Source organism: Vibrio owensii CAIM 1854 = LMG 25443 (assembly GCF_000817815.1).
In the GTDB taxonomy this organism is placed as follows: Bacteria; Pseudomonadota; Gammaproteobacteria; order Enterobacterales; family Vibrionaceae; genus Vibrio; species Vibrio owensii.
In genome coordinates this window covers 1-21,057 of record NZ_JPRD01000003.1, presented here as the reverse complement: position 1 = coordinate 21,057, position 21,057 = coordinate 1, and the positions used below count along the sequence as shown (strand labels likewise).

Here is a 21,057-nt window from a genome sequence, read left to right as displayed (position 1 = left end):
AGGGGCGGTGGAATACTGCCCCTTCAATAAGCTAAGGAAAGAACAATGAAAACAACGTCAGTTTGCATGACGGTTCTCGCTCTGAGCATCTCAGCTGGAGCAATTGCACAACCGCTTGTTATCGCGCACCGTGGCGCATCGGGTTATCTACCAGAACATACTTTAGAAGCAAAAGCGTTAGCGTACGCGATGAAACCAGACTACATCGAACAAGATGTGGTGATGACCAAAGACGATCAACTCGTTGTATTGCATGATCATTACCTCGATCGCGTGACCGATGTAGCTGAGCGATTCCCAGACCGTGCTCGTAAAGATGGTCGTTACTACGCGATTGATTTCACGTTGGCAGAAATCAAATCATTGCGAGTCACTGAAGGCTTTAACATCGACGAGAAAGGGAACAAGGTTGCTGGTTATCCGACACGATTCCCAATGTGGAAATCGGACTTCACCGTACCTACTTTTGCCGAAGAAATTGAGCTGATTCAGGGCTTAAATAAAACGCTGGGTTATGACATCGGTATTTACCCAGAAATCAAAGCGCCGTGGTTTCATCGCCATGAAGGCAAAGACATCTCAAAAGCGGTGCTTAACGTTTTAAAACAGTACGGTTACGATTCGCAAGACGACAAAGTATACCTTCAGTGTTTTGATGCGAATGAGCTTCAGCGCATCAACAGTGAGCTCATGCCTGCAATGGACATGGATTTAAAGCTCGTTCAGCTCATGGCTTACACCGACTGGAACGAGACCATGGAGTACAAAGGCGACAAGGCAACACCATACAGTTATGACTGGATGTTTGAAGCCAATGGTATGAAGAAGGTCGCGGAATATGCGGAAGGGATCGGTCCTTGGAAGCCAATGTTGGTGGATGACAAATCAACCAAGGATAACATCATCATCAAACCTTTGATGAAAGCGGCAAAAGATGCGGGCTTGCAAGTGCACCCTTATACTTTCCGAGCGGACCCAGGGCGTATTCCTGCGTACACGGATAGCTTCGATGGCATGATGGATATCTTCTACAATCAGGTGAAAGTGGATGGTTTGTTTACTGACTTCCCTGATAAAGCGGTGAACTTTCTGAACAAATAAAGTTCTAAAAACAGAGTGTTTGAAACGCTCAGTATTACGTCACACGCCATGTCGTAACAATAGGCTCTCATTGAGCAATCATTATCCCTCAACAGTGACTCTCCTGTTGGGGGATTTTTTATATGTATAGAACGCGAGAAACACCGTTTTACTTCTCTTTCATTGTTCCCGCTGTGTATGCATCCCCGTTGTTCTTGATTTATAGATGCTAAATATTCATCCCTCTGACACGGTTACTATATAGCGGTATTGTAAATTGGTGCCCTTTGCTAATGCCATTGTGGAGAAGATTGTGTTCCAGTGGCTTAGTTTACCCTTTCAGCTTGCCGCTTAAGTCTTGCTTCACATGTCGGTTCGTAGCTCCAAATTCTTAGGCGGCTTTTTCTTTTGAACAAAGCGATCTCGACGGCAATCCGTTTGTTGATAAGCCGAGCATCAGTGCGCAATACGATCATGAATAATAAAAGACTTAATAGGACATGACATGAGACTAGTACTTGCCATTCTAATTCCTTGGCTTCAATTTTTTACTATTGGCCGTTATTGGGCGGGCGTGATCTGTTTGCTATTGCAGATTACTTTAATCGGTTGGTTGCCTGCGGCCATTTGGTCTGTCTATGCATTGGTTAATTACGAAACGGATAAGAAAATCGAGAAATTGGCCGCAGAGAAAGATGGCCCTGAGACGTTCTCAAACTATGCTCGAAAAGCGCCAGCATCGTCTGATCAAGATGGTGGTGGAGACGAGTAAGTGTTTTCGTCGAATACAAGTAAGCCTTGCTTCTCTTGGTGCTTACTTTTGAGTTGTTTTGGGTTTGCTTCTGGTGCACAGGCAGAGCTCACGATTCAAGAAGCGGTCGATTTATGGATATTAGATGGGGCAGAGTTTCGTCAGATGGTGAAATGCTCCCCGCAAGCGCAGTTGAATAATGGTGTGCAGCAAATCTATTACGATTCGTCATCTTGTGTATTGAGCGAACTGGCGACTTACGCTTTGGCTAAAGAGTGTTTTGGTGATGCGAAGGCTCAGCGCGTCAATGTTCTGGATGCCGCAGATAAATCGAAAGTGATGTCTTTTGATATCAATGCTGCCAGCTGTTCATTGTTAGAGAAAAAAGCGGGTCAAAGGAAATCAAAACCGGCGCCTCCGCCAAAGCCATCTCAACCATCGACCTCAAATTCTAAAGCTTACGTCGTTCAGCTCTACTCTGGTGTTAAGCCACCGAACAAGGTATTTGCTCAGTGTGCAACTGTACCTTTATATGAGCATCACATTCATGGCTCGTACTATTTGTTCAGTGATGTTTATTTCCATTACTCAGAAGCCAAACAATTGATGGATCACTTGCAGTACGAATGCCCTGATTTATCGGTGTGGATTCGCCCGATAAAGCGCTAGTTAAGACTGCTAATAAAAAATCCCCCAACAGTTTCCTGCTGGGGGATTTTTCGTAGGGCTAATTCACGAATGAATTAGTTGTTTTTATGCAGTTCGCTGTTCAGTTCAACCGCGCTCTTGTTTGCAAGACACTCGATTTGACCTGTTACAGAGTTACGACGGAACAGTAGGTCAGAAACACCAGCAAGATCACGGGCTTTCACTACTTCTACTTCTTGACCAGCAGAATCTAGCATGCGTACTTTAGAACCAGCAGTTACGTACAGACCTGATTCGATAGTACAACGGTCACCCATTGGGAAGCCAAGACCTGCGTTCGCGCCTAGTAGTGAGTTTTCACCGATAGAAACCACAACTTTACCGCCGCCAGATAGCGTACCCATGATAGATGCGCCGCCGCCGATGTCAGAGCCGTTACCAACCACTACGCCAGCAGAGATACGGCCTTCAACCATGCTCACGCCAGTTGTACCTGCGTTGAAGTTGATGAAGCCTTCGTGCATTACCGTTGTGCCTTCGCCAACGTGTGCGCCGAGACGTACGCGAGAAGTGTCAGCGATACGAACGCCAGTTGGTACCACGTAGTCCACCATTTTAGGGAACTTATCTACGCAATCTACGCTTAGTGCACGACCCGCTAGGCGAGCTTCGATTTGACGCTCTGCTAGTTCAGGTAGGTCGATTGGACCTTCGTTAGTCCATGCGATGTTGTGTAGTAGACCGAAGATGCCGTCTAGTACCGTGCCGTGCGGTTGAACTAGGCGGTTAGAGATAAGTTGAAGTTTTAGGAAACCTTCAGCAACGCTTTGTGGCTGTTCGTCAGTTGCAAGGATAACCAGTACAAGTGGTTGTGCTGATTCTGCTGCTTTTGCTGCGAAAGATGCGTTTGCCGCATCGCCGTTTGCTTCAAATGCTGCTGCCAGTTCTGCGCTTTGTGCTGCAGAGATCTCGATAGCTTGGTTGCCTTGCTCATAACCTGCTACTGCTGCTAGTGCGTTAACAAGCGCTTCGCTTGGGTTAAGAACTGGGTTTGGGAAAAACGCTTCGATGATTTTGCCGTCGCGGTTTTTAGTTGCCGTACCAAAGGCTAGAGAGAAGAAAGCCATAGTTGATCTCCATGTGTTGAGTCTTGTGTCTCGTCTGTTCACTGACAAGAAATAATTAAGTTGTCAGTCATCATAAAGAGAGTATTGGGGAGTTTAAAGAGGGGAAATGGAGAAAGTCCGTAGATGGATACCTTTTGTCTTTTTAGAGATATGTTTGTCTGATGAGAAATGTGTCGCAAAAGCCTTATCAGACCGATTTTGGGCAGAGACACAGTGAAGTTGGAGAAGGGGCATCGCAAAAAATAAGGGGAGGACCGAAGTCACTCCCCCTACACTGGGTTTGTTGGATTTACTGGCTTTGGATAGTAAAGCGATAAATCGATTTAGAGGCTTAGCTCACCGACCTCTACTGCAAGTGCAACCGTTGCCCCTACCATTGGATTGTTGCCCATACCGATGAAGCCCATCATTGCTACGTGTGCAGGTACTGAAGAGCTGCCCGCGAATTGTGCATCGGCGTGCATGCGACCCATAGTGTCGGTCATGCCGTAAGATGCAGGACCCGCCGCCACGTTATCTGGGTGTAGAGTACGACCAGTACCACCACCTGATGCCACAGAGAAGTAAGGCATGCCTTCACGGTTACGTTCCGCTTTGTAGATACCTGCTACAGGGTGTTGGAAGCGAGTCGGGTTGGTTGAGTTACCTGTGATGCTCACATCCACTTGTTCTTTATGCATGATAGCCACGCCTTCACGCACATCGTCTGCACCGTAGCAAAGGATCTCACCACGTGGACCTTGGGAGAAACGGCGACGCTCTACTTCCACTAACTCACCAGTTTGGTAGTTGTATTGAGTGCGTACGTAAGTGAAACCATTGATGCGTGAGATTAGGTAAGCGGCGTCTTTACCCAAACCATTTAGGATAACTTTCAACGGATTTTTACGTGATTTGTTGACGTTCAATGCGATTTTGATTGCGCCTTCTGCCGCTGCGAATGACTCATGACCGGCAAGGAAAGCGAAACAGCCACTTTCTTCATTCAATAGACGAGCCGCCAATGCGCCGTGACCGATACCCACTTGGCGTTGCTCTGCTACGCTGCCTGGTTTTGTGCAGGCTTGAAGGCCTTCACCGATGATGTTTGCAGCTTCTTCTGCTGTTTTTGCACCGCGGAAAATCGCCAAAGCGGTACCTAGAGTGTAGGCATCGGCAGCGCTTTCAAACGCGATAGGTTGAGTGTCCATCACCAGCGCTTTAGGGTCGATACCACGATCCATACAGTATTGGTAAGCCTCTTCCAGAGAAGAAAGTTGCATTTCGTCTAATGTGCGACGTACAGATTCAGTAATTGGAGTGTTCATAATCTCTTTCCTCTTGGTGGCAATTATTGTTGGCGTGGGTTGATGGTAGTTACGGCTTCGTCAAAACGACCGTAAGTCCCCGTTGCTTTGTCTGCGGCTTCTGCTGCAGACACGCCTTCGTTGATGGCTTTCATCATCTTGCCTAGGTTGAGATATTGGTAACCAATCACTTCTTTGTTTTCGTCTAGCGCGAGTTTTGTTACATAGCCTTCAGCCAACTCCATGTAACGTACGCCTTTTGCTTTAGTTGAGTAGCTAGTACCCACTTGGCTGCGTTGAGTTTGACCAAGGTCTTCCAGTGCCGCACCAATTTCCAAGCCGCCTTCAGAGAAAGCAGATTGAGTACGACCGTAAACAAATTGAAGGAAGATTTCGCGCATCGCGACGTTGATAGCATCACATACCAAGTCGGTATTCAGTGCTTCAAGAATGGTTTTTCCAGTTAGGATTTCTGCGGCCATCGCGGCTGATTGAGTCATGCCTGAACAGCCGATCGTTTCGATCAAAGCTTCTTCGATGATGCCGTTTTTGACGTTAAGGGTCAGTTTTGCTGCGCCTTGTTGAGGAGCACAAGCGCCAACGCCGTGGCTAAGACCAGAAATCGCGATAACGTCTTTTGGATTGATCATTGCGCCTTCAACAGGGATCGGTGCAGATGCATGAAGATCGCCGCTTTGAATCGGGCACATTGATTGGATTTCGTGTGAATATTGCATAATGTTTTCCCAGTGTATTTTTATTTTTTGAGAAAACAGGAGCGGGGTTGGAGAAGAGTTGAATTGCTCACTACAGAACTCTTGCTTTCACAACATCGGCGAAAGCATTTCCAACAGGGCTGACCTGTTTTCGTTTCTGTAGGAGTCATTAGCTTTAAAGCGGTTCGAATCTTTCGATTCCGGTGGCACCCCATCACCGTGCCCATTTAGAGTAGATCTAAGTCACACTAATCTGCAACATGAAATTTAGAGCAATTTGGGATATTAAATCGGTTCTTTATATTCTCAGAGATATATGGCGATAAATACAACGCATAAAAAAACGCCGCATAATGCGACGTTTTTTCTAAACAAATGAGAGGCTTATGCAGCGTCTTCTTGCTCGCTATCTTCTTCAACAGCTTCAAGCTTCTTTGCTTTTTTTGGTGCAGGTTTACGTTTTGCACCTAGAGCGTAAAGTACTTCTTCTTTGTTTTGCGCAAGGTACATTGCAAGATCTTCTTGCTTACCTTCGTCTTCTAGAAGTTCACTCTTACCTAGCAGTGAGAATAACTCGTCCGCCATATCCAGCATTTTGTCGTATGCGTCAGCTTCCGCTTTAGAGGTAAAAGTCATTTTCTCTTCTCCATTGCGTTCTACCACGTACTTGACGATTACAGCCATGGTTGGTCCTCTAAGTTAATTTGTTAAATTTTATACTGGCTTTTTATACAGTTTTTGACCAATTAAGTCTAGCGACAAGCCTCAGAATGAGAGCCGTGTACAACTAAGTGACCAGCATTTGAACTATCTGCCTTGAACTATCTCCCGTGAACGACCCATCTCGAACTAGCCATCTTTAAGATGTGGGTTCTCTGGTCGCTCCCAATCTTGGCAGAATTCAATGAATGTACGCAGGAGCGGGTTTTGATACTTCTCTTTGTGGATCAAAAGCCAGAAGCGACGCTTCATATCCAGTGGCATGTTGAGCATTTTCACACGACCATCGCGAATTGCAGGCTCTGCAGATAGGCGTGATAAACAACCTAAACCCAGCCCAGCAGATACCGAATTGATCAGCGCTTCAGTTGTATTGAGCTGAAAAGCCTCATGCCAGTGTTCTAGACGCGGAGCGATGGCGCGCATGAAGAACTCACGAGAACCAGAACCCGCCTCACGCAGAATCCATTCCGTGCCTTCGAGCTCGTTTAGGCTGATAGGTCCTTCATCGAAGTTAGGGTAGTCCGGCGGACAAATCACACACATTTCATCTTCGCTGAATTGCGTTGATTCTAGCTCTGGGTGTATGGTCTTGCCCTCAATGAGCGCGATGTCGAGTTCGTACGCGATCAACATGTCACAAATCTGGGCAGAGTTAGAGATGAATAAACTCTGCGACTGGTGATTTGTTTCATCACGAAAATCACTTAACAGGTAAGGTGCAACTTGGTTGCCGATGGTGTCACTGGCACCGATGCGAAGCAGCCCTGATAAGGTTTGGTCGCCATCGAACACACTCTCAATATCCCGAGCTCGGTTGAGGAGTTCATCCGCGAGGGGCAGAAGTTTTTGTCCTTCTTGGTTAAGAATTAAGCGGTTGTTCACCCGGTCAAATAGGTGATGACCAATTTGTTTCTCTAACTCAGACAATGCCATACTCACGGCCGCCTTAGAAAGAAACAGGCTTTCAGAAGCTGCAGTTAGCGTTTTGTGCTGAGTGATCGTAGTAAAAACTTTCAGTTGTTTAAGAGAGATATGACTAGGCATGATATTCCGTTAAGTTTATCTGAACGTTAGTTTTAAATAATTAGATATATTGGAACGAAGTGCAAGAGTAATATACACCCCATAGAAAGTTAGCCTAGATTTTGAGGTCGTAATGATTCAAAGAACAAAAGCAAAAGTAATGGGAGCACCAACCCCAATGGCGGGTCTGGCTCTTGGTATTGCGAGCTTAGGTTGGAGTTGGGAAAACTTCGCCGAATTACATGGCTATGGACAGTGGATTAGCGCAGGTATTGCAAGCGTACTGCTAGCAATCTTGGCGACTAAATTTCTTTTTCACAATCATTTGTTGAGACAAGATCTTGCGCACCCTGTGGTGGGGAGTGTCGTTCCAACTTTCGCGATGGGAACCATGGTGGTTTCAAATTCTCTAGGGCACTTTTTCCCTGTTGCAGGTGACGTGCTTTGGTTAGTGGCGGTAGCTCTACATATCGTGTTCCTAGTGAGCTTCTTGTACCACCGCGCGAAAGACTTCGAACTACACCACATGGTGCCAAGCTGGTTCGTACCACCAGTGGGTATTATCGTTGCAGACGTGTCTTTCTCAGGTAACCCAGTGCTTGCACCTATTGCACACGGTGCATTGATCTTCGGTATGGTGGCTTACGCGGTGATGTTGCCAATGATGATCTACCGTTTCATGTTCACTCATGAAATCCCAGATGCAGCAAAACCAACCATGGCAATCATGGCGGCACCAGCAAGCCTATCGTTGGCAGGTTACCTAACCGTAACGGCAACACCTTCACCAGTGATTATTGCTCTGTTGTTTGGTATCGCGGTATTGATGACAGCCATCATCTACTTAGCCTTCTTTAAATTACTAAGACTGCCATTTAGCCCAGGTTACGCAGCGTTTACCTTCCCAATGGTGATTGGTGCAACGGCTCTGTTCAAAACAGCAAACTGGATGGAAGCAAATGGTCTTGCAGCGCGCTATGTACAACAAGTTCGCGGTCTAGCAGGCATCGAATTGATTGTGGCAACGATTGTGGTGACTTACGTAGGTTTGCAATACATCAATAACTTACTAATTCAACCACGCTTGATGACAACACATCACGCATAAGTCTTACTCGTAAAGCAAAGTCTCTTGGTCTCTCTCACCAAGAGGCTTTTTTTTTGTATTGGTAGGGTGGGCTCTAAAGCCAATCTGCAGATAAAAAAATGCCACCCCAAAAGGGTGGCAGGAAAAATAGATACAATTTTAATACATCAAACTTTAGTAACCGCGGCCATTGTAGCGAGAGTTCTCATGCAGAAGATGGCAATTCGAAACTTACCTCTCTTCACTATGCCTACCTGTCTGATGGGCATGCGTTCTTTTTATCCTTTCTTATAGAAGCGTGACATTTCATCGAGAGAATCCTGAATCACGTTCACTGGCACTTGATGTTCCGTATCCACTTTAAGTTGATTATTGAGTTGTTGAGAGTGCCCACCTGGGTTTACCACTAACATGGTTTCTTTCCCTACCAGCGCATAGTTGTAATAACTGCCCGCAATGAACCAATCACGCGGAACACAATTATCAAACAGGTCTCGTCCTACGCTAAACGATTGGGTGTCGCCTTTAACGTCGAATAGCTCGTTCATTAGAGTTGGCACAATGTCATAGTGTGTGGTGCGGTAGTTGATCTGCTCTGGCTGATGATCTGGAAGATAAACGTATAACGGCACATGCACTTGAGTATCACTGTAGTTACCCGTATGGCCCCAGTAATTCATCTTATGGTCGTTAAATTCCTCACCGTGGTCGGAAGTAATCACCACAATGGTGTTCTCTAAGTCGACATTCTTCAGCACTTTTGCGATCAAACTGTCGATGAAATACAACGAGTTCTTATAGCGGTTATGATAAAGCGAGGCGTCAAAATCGTTATTCAGAAGAATATGATCGACACGTTCCCAGTAAGGCTTGAATTTAGCAAACTCAGGCTCTGGAAAACTGGTGCCATGAGCCGAATCGTAAAACAAGAAGCTAAAATACGGCTTGTCACTATCTTGCTTTTGAAACTGAATAAACTCATCGGTGATCTGCTGGTCACGTTTGATTTGTGTTTCGCCAGTTTGTTTAAGGGTGAGATCTTTCACCTTCTTAAAGACGGTGCGCGACAAAGGCGGGCTGGTTAATGGTGCTGAACCAAAAATACCCATTCGATAGCCTTGGTTTTGCAGGGTATCCATGAAGACGGGGGATTTCTGACTCGCATAAAAGCTGTCCCAGTAAGTTGCTGGCAAGCTGTAGAACAGACTAAAAATGCCCGCTTGAGTAGAATTACCACCGCTCATGTGTTGAGAGAAATTGACCGTTTTTTCGCTGAACTTGCTGACATTTGGCATGATCTCTGGTGTTGCATCACTGTAGCGCCAAGCATCAACCAGAATGAACAACACATTCGGCTGTTTAGCTTTAGGTTCTACATTTACAGGGGCGAGTGGGTAGTTCAGTGAACTGCTTTCAATGTTTTTCAGCTCCACTCGGTTTTGTGAAGCCATATTTTCATCCACCAAGTGATGACGATAGATAAACTTACGCGCCGTTAATGGGTAGTAAAGAGGCCAGTTATTCGAGAACTGGCTGACTTCGTCGTCATAGAGTGCGTTCTTATAGGCGTGGATAACCTGAGTGCTCAGCAACAAGCCAAACCAAACCGCAACAATCACGAACTTTGCTCGGCTTTGAGCCAGTTTATTGGCTAACCAAACGGTGCATGCCAAGCCAATGGCGAGCAGTGCAATGTCGCTAATAAAGATCAGCCAACTCATCCAAGAGATTTCAAATACGTCACGACCGCCTTCAAAGAACATGCGGATCAGTAGACCATTGATGTGCAGTTTGTATTGCTGGAAAACGAGGATATCGACTTTCAACATGATCAAGAGTGTGATGGCAATGGTGATCACAACGACTTTGAACATGCGTGTCGGCAAAAAGGACAGCAATAAACAACCCAGCATCAGCGGAAGAGCAATTAAACCCAACCAGCCAAATTGTGTAGCGAGTAAATAATATTTTTGCAGAAAGGTGAGCGGTTCTGCTTGGTTATTTGACAGCAAAAATGGGTAACAAGCGATCGACAGATAAAGCGCAAAGCAAGCAAAAAATGCAATCAGCCAAGCGCTATTTGAAGAAAATTTGCGCAACATAGTTTTGGTATTCCAGTGCTTTTTCATCCCTATCAAATCAAGAACAAAGTGCGGCTCAGCGTGAAATCAAGATGACTTGACTCCCGTGATTCTTCGCCTTTCACTCAATATTCAATTTGATGGGTATTGTTATAAAAATTTGCGTGAATTATAAAACAGTGTTTTTTATCATGAAATAGTTGTGACTGATGTCACGCTTTGTATTTGCGTGTAAGACGTGACTTACAAATGTCAGTTGCTGGTTATTTGCGCAGAGTTTGAGTGTTCTCTAACCTTTTGTTATTTAAGCTATCGAGATCGCTCTAGGAATAAATGTGGCTGTGCTAAGCTTGCTAGCAGTTTCCATTGGCATTCGGTGCTCCTACTTTGTTTACTGTCTATCACTCCAATCAGGTCGATGTTCTCAAATCACTTCTTGTTGAACTGATTCGCATCAATCCATTAGAAAACCCATTCGAAAAAGAGCAAATTCTGGTTCAAAGCCCGGGCATGTCTCAGTGGTTAAAAATGGAATTGGCGAAAGAGTTTGGTGTTGCGGCAAACCTAGAATTTCCGCTGCCAGCGACTTTCATTTGGGACATGTTCACCCAAGTATTGGCTGATGTGCCTAAGCGCAGTGCCTTCAACAAAGAAGCCATGACGTGGAAGTTGATGCACTTGCTTCCGGGTTTACTAAACGAAGCATCATTCGAACCTTTGGCTCGTTATCTTCAGGACGACACTGACAATTCCAAGCTGTATCAATTGGCAGAGAAAATTGCTGATATCTTCGATGGTTATTTGGTGTATCGCCCAGAATGGATTGCAAGCTGGGAAGCCGGACAAACGGTACCTGAACTTGAAGACGAACACCCATGGCAGCCAGTTTTGTGGCAAGCATTGTACGACCACACGGTTACCCTTGGGCAATCGCCTTATCATCGTGCCAATTTGTACGAACACTTCATTGATACGCTCGAAAACTTCAACGGTAACTTTGACCATCTGCCGAAGCGTCTGTTTGTGTTTGGTATCTCTTCACTGCCGCCACGTTACATGGATGCGCTCAAAGCCATTGGTGAACACATTGATGTGCACTTGATGTTTACCAACCCTTGTCGCTATTACTGGGGTGAGGTACGCGACCGTAAATTCCTAGCTCGCCTAGCAGCAAAACATCGTCAGCACGTGGTCTGGCAAGAAGACCATTCTGAAGTACAAGGTGAGAGTGAGCAGTTAAAAGGTTCACTAGAAGAAAACGTGGTGGATGAGCTGCATACCGATGTGGTGGGTAACAGCTTGTTGGCGTCGATGGGTAAACTTGGACGCGATAACATGTATCTGTTGTCGCAGCTCGAATCCCATGAGATTGAAGCTTTTGTAGATGTCGAGCGCGACAGTCTGCTTCATCAACTTCAAGCAGATATTCTTAATTTAGAAGAGCACCAAGACGACGAGCAAATCGACAGCAGTCAGCACAAACAAGTGGTGAGTTTAGGTGATAAATCTCTGAGCTTGCACTCTTGCCACAGCCCAATGCGAGAAGTGGAAGTGCTACACGATCAGCTTTTGGCAATGTTCGATGCTGATCCGACACTGAAACCGCGCGATATTATTGTCATGGTGGCAGACATCAATGCCTACAGCCCTGCGATTCAGGCGGTGTTCGGCAATGCGCCGGGTGAGCGATTTATCCCTTACTCGATTTCAGACCGAACGGCCGATCAAGAAAGCCCCATTTTGGCGGCTTTCATGCAACTTGTTAATTTACCGAATACACGTTGCTTGGCTTCTGAATTACTTGAGCTGTTAGAAACGCCGGCGATTTTGAAGCGATTCGACTTGAGCGAAGATGATTTCCTTCAAGCCAAACAATGGGTGGAAGAATCCGGCATTCGCTGGGGGCTAGATAGCCATACGGGCAGCGAATTTGAACTGCCAGAAACACGCCAAAATACATGGCAATTTGGTATCCAGCGTATGTTATTAGGTTACGCGATGCCAGAATCTGCCGGTTTGTTTGAAGCGCAAGAGGGTAGCCTCTCGCCATACAATGAAGTGCAAGGTATGGGCGCAGAACTTGCTGGTAAGTTAGCCCACTTTATCCAACAAATTAGCCAATATCGCCGCAAACTTTCCCATGTTCAGTCGATTGATGCATGGCGTGAAGCCTTGGTGGCGATGTTGGATGACTTCTTCTCCGTTGAGCTAGAAGGGGAAATGGCGCTCAAGTCGATTCGAGATACCTTAAGCCAACTGAAAGAACAGCTAACCGATGCGGCATTTGATGATGCCTTGTCGCCTTCTATTGTTAGCCAGTATCTGCAAAACAAGCTGTCAGGAACACGGGTCAGCCAGCGCTTCCTTGCCGGGCAAGTGAACTTCTGTACTTTGATGCCGATGCGCTCGATCCCATTTAGAACCGTGTGTCTGCTGGGTATGAACGATGGGGTCTACCCGCGCTCAATGCCACCAGAAGGTTTTGACTTAATGACGGGTCGTACTAAACCGGGCGACCGTTCACGCCGAGACGATGACCGTTACCTATTCTTAGAAGCCATGTTGTCTGCGCAGCAAAGTTTGTACATCAGTTACGTTGGGCGTTCTATTCAAGATAACACCGAACGAGTACCGTCTGTTCTGGTGTCTGAATTGATGGAATATTGCCATCAGAACTACTGCCTAGATGGCGATCAAGACCAGCCAGTCGATGATTCCGGAGATAAACTACTCAACGAGTTAGTGAACGTGCATGCCATGGTGCCATTTAGCCCAAGTGCATTCCAAGGTTCTCACTCAAGCTATGCCAAAGAGTGGATTCCAGCGGCGTTGACCCAAAGCAATCAATCGCAAGGTCATGCGCGTGGCGAGTTTAACCGCGCATTGGATGATTACTTACTTGGCGCAACCTTCCCAATCGAGTTGGACTTGGTGGAATTACAACGCTTCTGGCGTTTGCCAGTGCAGTATTTCTTTAACCGCCGTTTGAAAGTGATGTTCGAGCCGCCATTGCCAGTGATGGAAGACGATGAACCATTCGTGTTAGGCGGTTTGGAAAGCTATCAAATGCGTGATGAGCTACTGGAAACCTTGCTCGAAACCGCCATTACCCAACCGGCCGCAAAAGCAGATGTACTCAAGCACTTTATGAGTGAGCAACGCGCACAGGGCAAATTACCGGTTGGCGCATTTGGTGATATCGAGTTTGAAACCAACCGCGTGCAAGCGGAAGAGCTGGTGGATAAGTTGGCGTTTTTATCCGGCGCACCGCAAGACGATTTAGAAATCGACCTTACCTTCGATGTGCTTGGTGAAGGAAAAAACATCCGTCTAACCGGTTGGCTGACTCAATGCTATCAGTCTGGATTGATTCGCTACCGCAGCGGTAAAATTCGTGCGCAGGATTACCTTGCTGCATGGATCGATCTTCTTGCTATGTCTGCCTCGGGTCAGGCTAGAAAGACCCACGTTATCGGTTATGACCGCAAGGAAGGCGCGGTGCATTTAGTTTACCCAGCAATGGCAGACGCTGCGCAAGCGAAACAACTGCTTGCTGAATTAGTACGTCTGTTTTTTGAAGGCATGACCAAGCCATTACCATATTTCCCGAAAACAGCACTGGCGTGTGTCGAGGCGGGCTTTAGTCGTGGCCACTGGGCTGATGACGAAGAGAAATCGCTGAAGAAAATGGCGGACGCATTCAATGATGGTTACATGAGCCCAGGCGAAGGAAACAATGCGTATATTTCGCGTATTTGGTCTGCTTGGAATGATGAGCTTGCAGCAGAAGTTCGCACACTGACTGCATTGGTTCTTCAAGGCGCAAGATTGACGGCGATGGATGCCGATGATGAAAAGTAAGTTGGATTATTTAGATAAAGAAGAGAGTAGGGTGGCCGCCAGAAAATCATTATTTTTTGTAGGGCGTTCGCTGTACGGCCACAAGGTCAGAGGGACCATGATTCGTTTGAGTGTAGCCGCCTGAAAGGCTTGGCTTATCTCGTGAGGCGCATACTAACGGTACTCCGTAATGATAACCGTGAGTGAGATCCCACAAAGGTCTAAATATTCCAACCTATTAGACATATTAATAGAATTTTTAACGATAGATCACAGTTCGATCAGTCGATAATCCGGAGAGATTCAGCGTTATGGCGCAAATGTCAGTTCCAACTCCACTGCAAACCATGACTTTTCCACTGCATGGTGCAAGGCTAATTGAAGCATCGGCGGGCACGGGTAAAACCTTTACCATCGCGGGTTTGTATCTGCGACTCCTACTAGGGCATGGCACTGCCGATACGAAGCACCGCGTGCCGTTGACCGTGGATCAAATTCTGGTGGTGACCTTTACCGAAGCTGCAACGGCGGAGCTGCGTGATCGTATTCGTGCGCGTATTCACGACGCGAGGATCGCATTCGCTCGCGGACAAAGCTCAGATCCTGTGATTCAACCTTTATTGGAAGAAATTGAGGATCATAAGCAAGCCGCCGAGATCCTTTTGCAAGCAGAGCGCCAAATGGATGAAGCTGCGGTGTACACCATTCACGGTTTCTGCCAACGCATGCTGACGCAAAACGCATTCGAATCCGGTAGTCGTTTCAATAATGAGTTTGTGACAGACGAAAGCCATCTTAAAGCGCAAGTGGTTGCTGATTACTGGCGTCGTAACTTCTATCCTCTGCCATTCGCTTTGGCTGGAGAAGTGCGCCAACTATGGGGCTCGCCATCGGATCTGCTGTATGACATCAGCAACTACCTCACAGGCGCGCCGCTAAGTCTCTCTGTTCCTGCAATGCAGGGTAGTCTTGCCGATTTGCATGAGCAAAACTTAAAGCAAATTGATGCTTTGAAAGCCCAATGGCGTGATAGCCAAGAGGACTTCCTCGCGCTGATTTCTGATTCCGACGTCAACAAACGCAGCTACACCAAAAAGTCTCTACCGACTTGGTTAGAAGCGGTCAACATATGGGCTTCGACAGAAACCACGGGCTATGACTATCCAGATAAGCTGGAGAAGTTCGCCCAGAATGTGTTGCTTGAGAAAACCCCGAAAGGCACTGCACCACAGCATCCTGTGTTTGAGGCGATAGAAGCTTTTCTTGCCAACCCAATCAGCTTAAAAGCGCCGCTATTGGCTCATGCGATTGAGCATTGTCGCGTGATGCTGGCAAAAGCAAAAAATCAGAAACAATGGTTGTCATTCGATGACTTGCTGACTCAGCTTTCTGCCTCGATTGATACCGATGAAACCGCACTACTGACAGAGCGTATTCGCACGCTTTATCCGGTTGCGATGATCGATGAATTCCAAGATACCGACCCACTGCAATACAGCATTTTCAGTCGCATTTATTTGGATAATCCTGAGTGCGGTTTGTTTATGATCGGTGACCCGAAACAGGCGATTTACGGTTTCCGTGGAGCGGACATCTTCACTTACATCAAGGCGCGTAACCAAGTTAGTGCTCACTACACGCTTGGCACCAACTGGCGATCAAGTGCCGATATGGTATTGGCAGTGAACCAGATTTTTGCTCTGCCAGATAGTCCGTTTATTTATGACTCCGACATTCCATTCCATTCTGTGGATTACAGCCCAAGTGCCGACAAACGCGTTTGGACCATGGGTGGTCAAAAGCAACCTGCACTGACTTATTGGCTGCAAGAAGCGGAAGATAAACCATTGCCAAAAGGTGAATACCTCACCGCCATGGCAGAGGCGGCAGCGAGCCAAATTCAAACCATTTTGACCGCAGCGCAACAAGGCCAAGCGTGTTTGGTCAATGGCGAAAAGCAGAAGCCAGTTAAAGCGGGCGACATTGCAGTATTGGTGCGAACGGGTAGCGAAGGTCGCATGGTCAAACAGGCGTTAGCAGACCAAGGCATTGCTAGTGTGTATTTGTCCAACCGCGATAGTGTGTTTACCAGTTCCGTCGCACAAGACTTACAGCGTTTGCTGCAAGCGGTATTAACGCCAGAAAACGACAGAGCACTGCGCGCCAGCCTAGCATCAGAATTATTCGCTCTGGATGCTGCCAGCTTAGACGCCCTCAATAACGACGAAACCGTGTGGGAAAACGCGGTTAACGAGTTCAAAGAATACCGTAAGCTTTGGGTGCAACGTGGTGTGCTACCTATGCTGCGAGCAGTGATCAGTAAGCGCCATATTGCTGAGCGTCTGCTAGAAGAAGGGGCTAGCTCACAAAGCGAAAACGGTGAGCGAGTGCTTACCGATCTGATGCACATTGGTGAGTTACTGCAGCAAGCGAGTAACGAATTAGACAGCGACCACGGCTTGCTGCGTTGGTTGGCGCAATCCATCAGCGATGCAGAACATGGGCTGGGTGGCAGCGATGACCAAATTCAGCGTTTGGAATCAGAGCGTAACTTGGTGCAAATCGTCACCATTCACAAATCCAAAGGTCTGGAATATGACTTGGTCTTTCTGCCATTTGTGTTTGGTTACCGAGAAGCGAGTGAAGCCAAATACTACGACGCTGAGAACGACCGCACTGTACTTGATATCACGGGCAATGATGCGTCGTTAAAACAGGCAGATAAAGAGCGCCTTGCTGAAGACTTGCGCCTCATCTATGTAGCGCTAACGCGTGCCGTGTATGCCTGCTTTATTGGTGCTTCACCACTGCGCAATGGTCGCTCAACCAAAGAGCCAACCGGCGTGCATCACAGTGCGATTGGTTACTTGGTACAAAACGGTCAAGAAGGCGGCATCAACGATTTGTTTGTTGGGTTGAAGAAGCAGCAAGAGAATCTCGATAACGTCGTGATTTGTGAGCCTCCAAAGCAGTACGATGAGATGTATGTTGCGGAGCAAACTGAGTTAGAAGCGTTGACAGCTAAAGAGCTGCAAAACCCAATTGATAGAAACTGGCGCATCACCAGTTACTCGGGCTTGGTTAAGCAAGGTTCTCATCATGCTGAACATGACGCGACGATTGAAATCACCGGCTTTGATATCGACTCTTCAGAAGAGCAAGATGAGGCGGAATTGGTTGAGCCAGAACGCTCTATCTTCAACTTCCCGCGTGGCGCACGTCCGGGTACTTTTCTGCATAGCTTATTTGAGGAAATTGAGTTTACTCAACCAGCGACAACGGAAGAGAACACCCAAATCATCCTCGGCTTGATGGAAAGTGAGCAGCTTGATGAAGAGTGGCTGCCAATCCTGCAACAGTTGATTGATACCGTGTTGGCAACGCCTTTGGATAGCAAAGCACTGCTACTCAATCAGAAAGGTCCGGCGCAACGTTTGGTTGAGATGGAATTCTTACTGCCGATTGAAGTGCTGTCTGCACCAGCATTGAACCGTGTGATTCAACGTCATGATCCGCTCTCAGCCAAAGCGGGCGATCTGGGTTTCCAAACCGTACAAGGCATGTTGAAAGGCTTTATTGACTTGGTGTTTGAGCACCAAGGCAAATACTACGTCCTCGACTGGAAATCGAACCACTTAGGTGATGATGTACTCCATTACCATGGCGATGCATTGAAGTCGGCGATGGCGGATCATCGCTACGATCTGCAATACCAAATCTATGCTTTGGCGCTGCATCGTTTCTTACGCAGCAGATTGCCAAATTATGATTATGAACAGCACTTTGGCGGCGTTTATTACCTGTTCTTGCGCGGGATGGATGGGCAAAGTGATCACGGTATTTTCTCTGCCAAGCCAACTTTCGAATTTTTACAAGAAATGGATCATTTGATTGATGGTCAAGCACCTGACACACGATCCAGTGAATCGGGTCAGATGGAGTTAATTTGATGAAAACCAATGATCTTCTTTCTGAACAAAGCAGCGCAATGACAACGCCAGATCTATTGGCAACGTTAGAATCGCTAGCAAACAAAGGGGCGATTCGCCAATTGGATTTCCAGTTCGCGCGCTTTATCTATTCGCAAGTCGAGCAACAAGTGAACAGTCAAGAACTGGCATTTATTGCTGGCGTGGTCAGCAGTGAATTAGGCAAAGGACATATCTGTTTGCCTCTGTTTGATAGCCAAGGACAACCAGCAGACCTTGCCAGTAAGCTCGGTCTGTTTGGAGAGTCTGCGTTAGCGCTTAATACTCAACTGCAGGGCGTCAATTGGGTGGAGCTTCTGCAAGCGTCAGCCTTGGTCGGTGCTCAAGGTGAAGCCTTGCCAATGATGTTTGATGGCGAACGGCTCTACTTACATCGCTATTGGCACTATGAAGTGACGTTGGCAGACAAGCTCAATCAACTCAGTGCGGCTGTAAACCTTCAGCCTCAAGAGTTCACACGTTTGTCTGAGTTGCTGCATCATTTATTTGCTCGTCAGTATCACTTTTTGTTCAATGCATTAGCCAAAGCGACAGAGGCAGGAACTAGCAACCAAGTGTTACGCCAGCAATTAGTCTGTGATCATTTGGATGTGGTCACTGTAGACAGTCTCGATTGGGCAGCCATTGATGCGGCAGTCTGCCAAGCGAAACAAGTGCATGATCTGCAAGGGCTGGACAAGCTTGTACCGTTGTCAGCTTGTGTTAACTGGCAGAAGGTCGCGGCAGCGGTGGCACTGACGCGTCGTTTTGCGGTGATTTCAGGTGGTCCGGGTACGGGTAAAACCACTACGGTAACCAAACTGCTTGCCGCATTGATTGAGCAAGCAGGACAAGAGAAAAACCTTACTATCAAGCTGGTGGCGCCGACGGGTAAAGCGGCAGCACGTTTGACGGAATCTATTGGTAAAGCGATTCAAGAGTTGCCAGTAGAGCCTGAGCTTAAAGCGAAAATTCCGACTGAGTCGAGCACTTTGCATCGACTACTGGGCGCGATCCCAAACAGTGCAGAGTTTCGTCATAACAAACAAAATCCGCTGCACCTTGATATTTTAGTGGTGGATGAAGCCTCCATGGTCGATCTGCCGATGATGTACAAAGTCGTCGATGCGCTACCAAAACATGCACGTTTGATTCTCCTCGGAGATAAAGACCAGTTGGCATCGGTAGAAGCTGGCGCGGTGCTCGGTGATATCTGTTCGTTCCACGCATTTGGCTTCGGAAAAGAGCAGGCGTCTGCGGTCGCGAAGTTAACAGGCTTTGACACCTTGGCTTACAGCACCAACAGTAATGCTTCGATTGCCGATAGCCTATGTATGCTGCAAAAGAGTTACCGATTCGATGCTCGCTCCGGTATCGGTCAGCTAGCAAAAGCGGTTAATGCTGGCTCAGCCGCAAAAGTGGATGACGTTTGGAATCGTGATTTTGTTGATATCGAGCACTTTGCTCTGAGTAGCCAAAACTACAATCAGATGATGCAGACTTTGGTTGCCGAATATGGTCGTTATTTAAAACGCATCGGACAGCAAGAGATTGACCAGAAGACAGGGGAACCAGAAACACTGACCCACAAAGCTAAAGCCGTGTTGGATACCTTTAATCAATGCCGACTATTGTGTGCCATTCGTGAAGGTGATTTTGGTGTGACCGGTTTAAACCAACGCATTGAAAAAGCACTAGCTGCACGTAAGTTTATTCAAACCCAAGACGAGCTTTGGTATCACGGCAGACCTGTAATGGTCACGCGTAATGATCATGGCTTGGGATTGTATAACGGTGATATCGGCATTTGTATGCGAGACGACAGCGAAGGTGAGCCGCGCCTTAAAGTGTTCTTTGAACTGCCAGACGGCAGCGTGAAGTCGGTGCTGCCAAGCCGAGTCCCTGAGCATGAAACCGCATATGCGATGACCATTCATAAATCACAGGGCAGTGAGTTTGAATACACGCTAATGATTTTGCCGCCAGATTTCAGCCCAATCCTCACTCGCGAGCTGATCTACACAGGTATTACCCGTGCAAAGAAACGCCTTGCGATGTTCGCTGAGATGAATGTTCTCAAGCGCGGAATTAAAGTAAAAACCACCCGAGCGAGTGGGTTGGTTGAGCGACTTAGAAATTGAGTTTACTCATTCAAAAGTGAGAAGTTTTCATGAACTGAATATGTTTTTATGTGGCGGGTCGTAATCCCGCCATTTTTATGTCTGAGTAATTCGACCTGCATTGAACCCCATGCTTTTTCGACGATATTGTTTGAGCTTTGATGTCGAATGAGGTGTGACCGTGGATTTTTTCTGGCTTCTACATATCGCATTTATCGCTTTTTTTGTATCAGGTGCTGCGTTGTTTATTTGGTTTGTAGTGCTAGGAGCTTTTCTCGTCTTCTTTACACCCAAAAATGTAAAACAGTACGCTTTCAACGAGCGACATTTTTCTGAAGTTGAGCTAGCCATCAGCTCCGGTTTTCATTTTGGCTCTCTTATCTATGGCACCAGCCTCCTTGCGACCATCGCATTTCCTCGACTTGGGAAAAAGCGGGGGCTGAGCGATGTACGCAACACAAGCCCTCAATGGCTCATTAGGGTTAGCGTGGTTTATTGGTTGATACTACTAATCATTCTATTCGTTATATTCTCGACGTTATTAATTATGGCCTTTCACTGAGCATACGTACAAAAAGACCGAGCGTGATGCTCTAATGCCGATCAG

The 21,057-nt window shown here is 46.9% G+C and carries 14 protein-coding genes and 1 riboswitch; of the genes, 8 read left to right on the top strand and 6 right to left on the bottom strand.

What is annotated here, in order from left to right; translation table 11 throughout:
- Window positions 1–45: 45 nt before the first annotated feature.
- The 3 genes from glpQ to H735_RS00470 all read left to right on the top strand — a co-directional run bounded on the left by glpQ (window position 46) and on the right by H735_RS00470 (window position 2,500).
- The gene (gene glpQ / locus H735_RS00480) at window positions 46–1,101 is read left to right on the top strand and encodes a glycerophosphodiester phosphodiesterase (RefSeq protein ID WP_005436585.1); all 1,056 of its coding nucleotides are present in this window, start codon (window positions 46–48) and stop codon (window positions 1,099–1,101) included.
- 484 nt (window positions 1,102–1,585) lie between these two features.
- Window positions 1,586–1,852, top strand: a complete 267-nt coding sequence (locus H735_RS31970) for a YqaE/Pmp3 family membrane protein (RefSeq protein WP_005436586.1) — start codon at window positions 1,586–1,588, stop codon at window positions 1,850–1,852.
- Between the two features lie 48 nt (window positions 1,853–1,900).
- Entirely contained in the window at window positions 1,901–2,500 is a 600-nt protein-coding gene (locus H735_RS00470) for a hypothetical protein (RefSeq protein WP_227741518.1), read from the top strand.
- 74 nt (window positions 2,501–2,574) lie between these two features.
- Here H735_RS00470 and dapD read toward each other — a convergent pair whose 3' ends face one another.
- From dapD to H735_RS00445, 5 genes are all read right to left on the bottom strand, one after another.
- Entirely contained in the window at window positions 2,575–3,606 is a 1,032-nt protein-coding gene (gene dapD, locus H735_RS00465) for a 2,3,4,5-tetrahydropyridine-2,6-dicarboxylate N-succinyltransferase (protein ID WP_005391708.1), read from the bottom strand.
- 323 nt (window positions 3,607–3,929) lie between these two features.
- Complete coding sequence (locus H735_RS00460) at window positions 3,930–4,913, bottom strand: GGGtGRT protein (RefSeq protein WP_005427312.1); 984 nt, start codon at window positions 4,911–4,913, stop codon at window positions 3,930–3,932.
- A gap of 23 nt (window positions 4,914–4,936) precedes the next feature.
- Window positions 4,937–5,629: an iron-sulfur cluster assembly scaffold protein gene (locus tag H735_RS00455; RefSeq protein WP_020193945.1), complete on the bottom strand. Its 693-nt coding sequence runs from the start codon at window positions 5,627–5,629 to the stop codon at window positions 4,937–4,939.
- Window positions 5,630–5,761: 132 nt separating this feature from the next.
- Window positions 5,762–5,836: riboswitch (Fluoride riboswitch) on the bottom strand.
- 156 nt (window positions 5,837–5,992) lie between these two features.
- Window positions 5,993–6,292, bottom strand: coding sequence for a YebG family protein (locus H735_RS00450; RefSeq protein ID WP_005386503.1), 300 nt, complete (start codon window positions 6,290–6,292; stop codon window positions 5,993–5,995).
- A 165-nt stretch (window positions 6,293–6,457) separates the two neighbouring features.
- Window positions 6,458–7,375 carry a LysR family transcriptional regulator gene (locus H735_RS00445; protein WP_020193946.1) on the bottom strand — a complete coding sequence of 306 codons (918 nt, stop codon included), beginning with the start codon at window positions 7,373–7,375 and terminating at the stop codon, window positions 6,458–6,460.
- Window positions 7,376–7,487: 112 nt separating this feature from the next.
- On the opposite strand from H735_RS00445, the gene H735_RS00440 reads away from it, so the two are divergent.
- The gene (locus H735_RS00440) at window positions 7,488–8,462 is read left to right on the top strand and encodes a TDT family transporter (protein ID WP_020193947.1); all 975 of its coding nucleotides are present in this window, start codon (window positions 7,488–7,490) and stop codon (window positions 8,460–8,462) included.
- Between the two features lie 257 nt (window positions 8,463–8,719).
- Here H735_RS00440 and H735_RS00435 read toward each other — a convergent pair whose 3' ends face one another.
- Window positions 8,720–10,543 carry a DUF3413 domain-containing protein gene (locus tag H735_RS00435; RefSeq protein ID WP_020193948.1) on the bottom strand — a complete coding sequence of 608 codons (1,824 nt, stop codon included), beginning with the start codon at window positions 10,541–10,543 and terminating at the stop codon, window positions 8,720–8,722.
- 366 nt (window positions 10,544–10,909) lie between these two features.
- Here H735_RS00435 and recC point away from each other — a divergent pair, with 366 nt between their 5' ends.
- The 4 genes from recC (at window position 10,910) to H735_RS00415 (ending at window position 21,012) form a co-directional block, all read left to right on the top strand.
- Window positions 10,910–14,383 carry an exodeoxyribonuclease V subunit gamma gene (recC, locus tag H735_RS00430; RefSeq protein WP_027726529.1) on the top strand — a complete coding sequence of 1,158 codons (3,474 nt, stop codon included), beginning with the start codon at window positions 10,910–10,912 and terminating at the stop codon, window positions 14,381–14,383.
- A 290-nt stretch (window positions 14,384–14,673) separates the two neighbouring features.
- On the top strand, window positions 14,674–18,312 hold the full coding sequence (gene recB, locus H735_RS00425; protein WP_020193951.1) for an exodeoxyribonuclease V subunit beta: 3,639 nt from the start codon (window positions 14,674–14,676) through the stop codon (window positions 18,310–18,312).
- A complete protein-coding gene (recD, locus tag H735_RS00420; protein WP_020193952.1) occupies window positions 18,312–20,471 on the top strand; it encodes an exodeoxyribonuclease V subunit alpha in 2,160 nt (719 codons plus the stop codon). The genes recB and recD overlap by 1 nt, the downstream gene beginning before the upstream one ends.
- 160 nt (window positions 20,472–20,631) lie before the next feature.
- The gene (locus H735_RS00415; protein WP_020193953.1) at window positions 20,632–21,012 is read left to right on the top strand and encodes a hypothetical protein; all 381 of its coding nucleotides are present in this window, start codon (window positions 20,632–20,634) and stop codon (window positions 21,010–21,012) included.
- Window positions 21,013–21,057 lie beyond the last annotated feature (45 nt).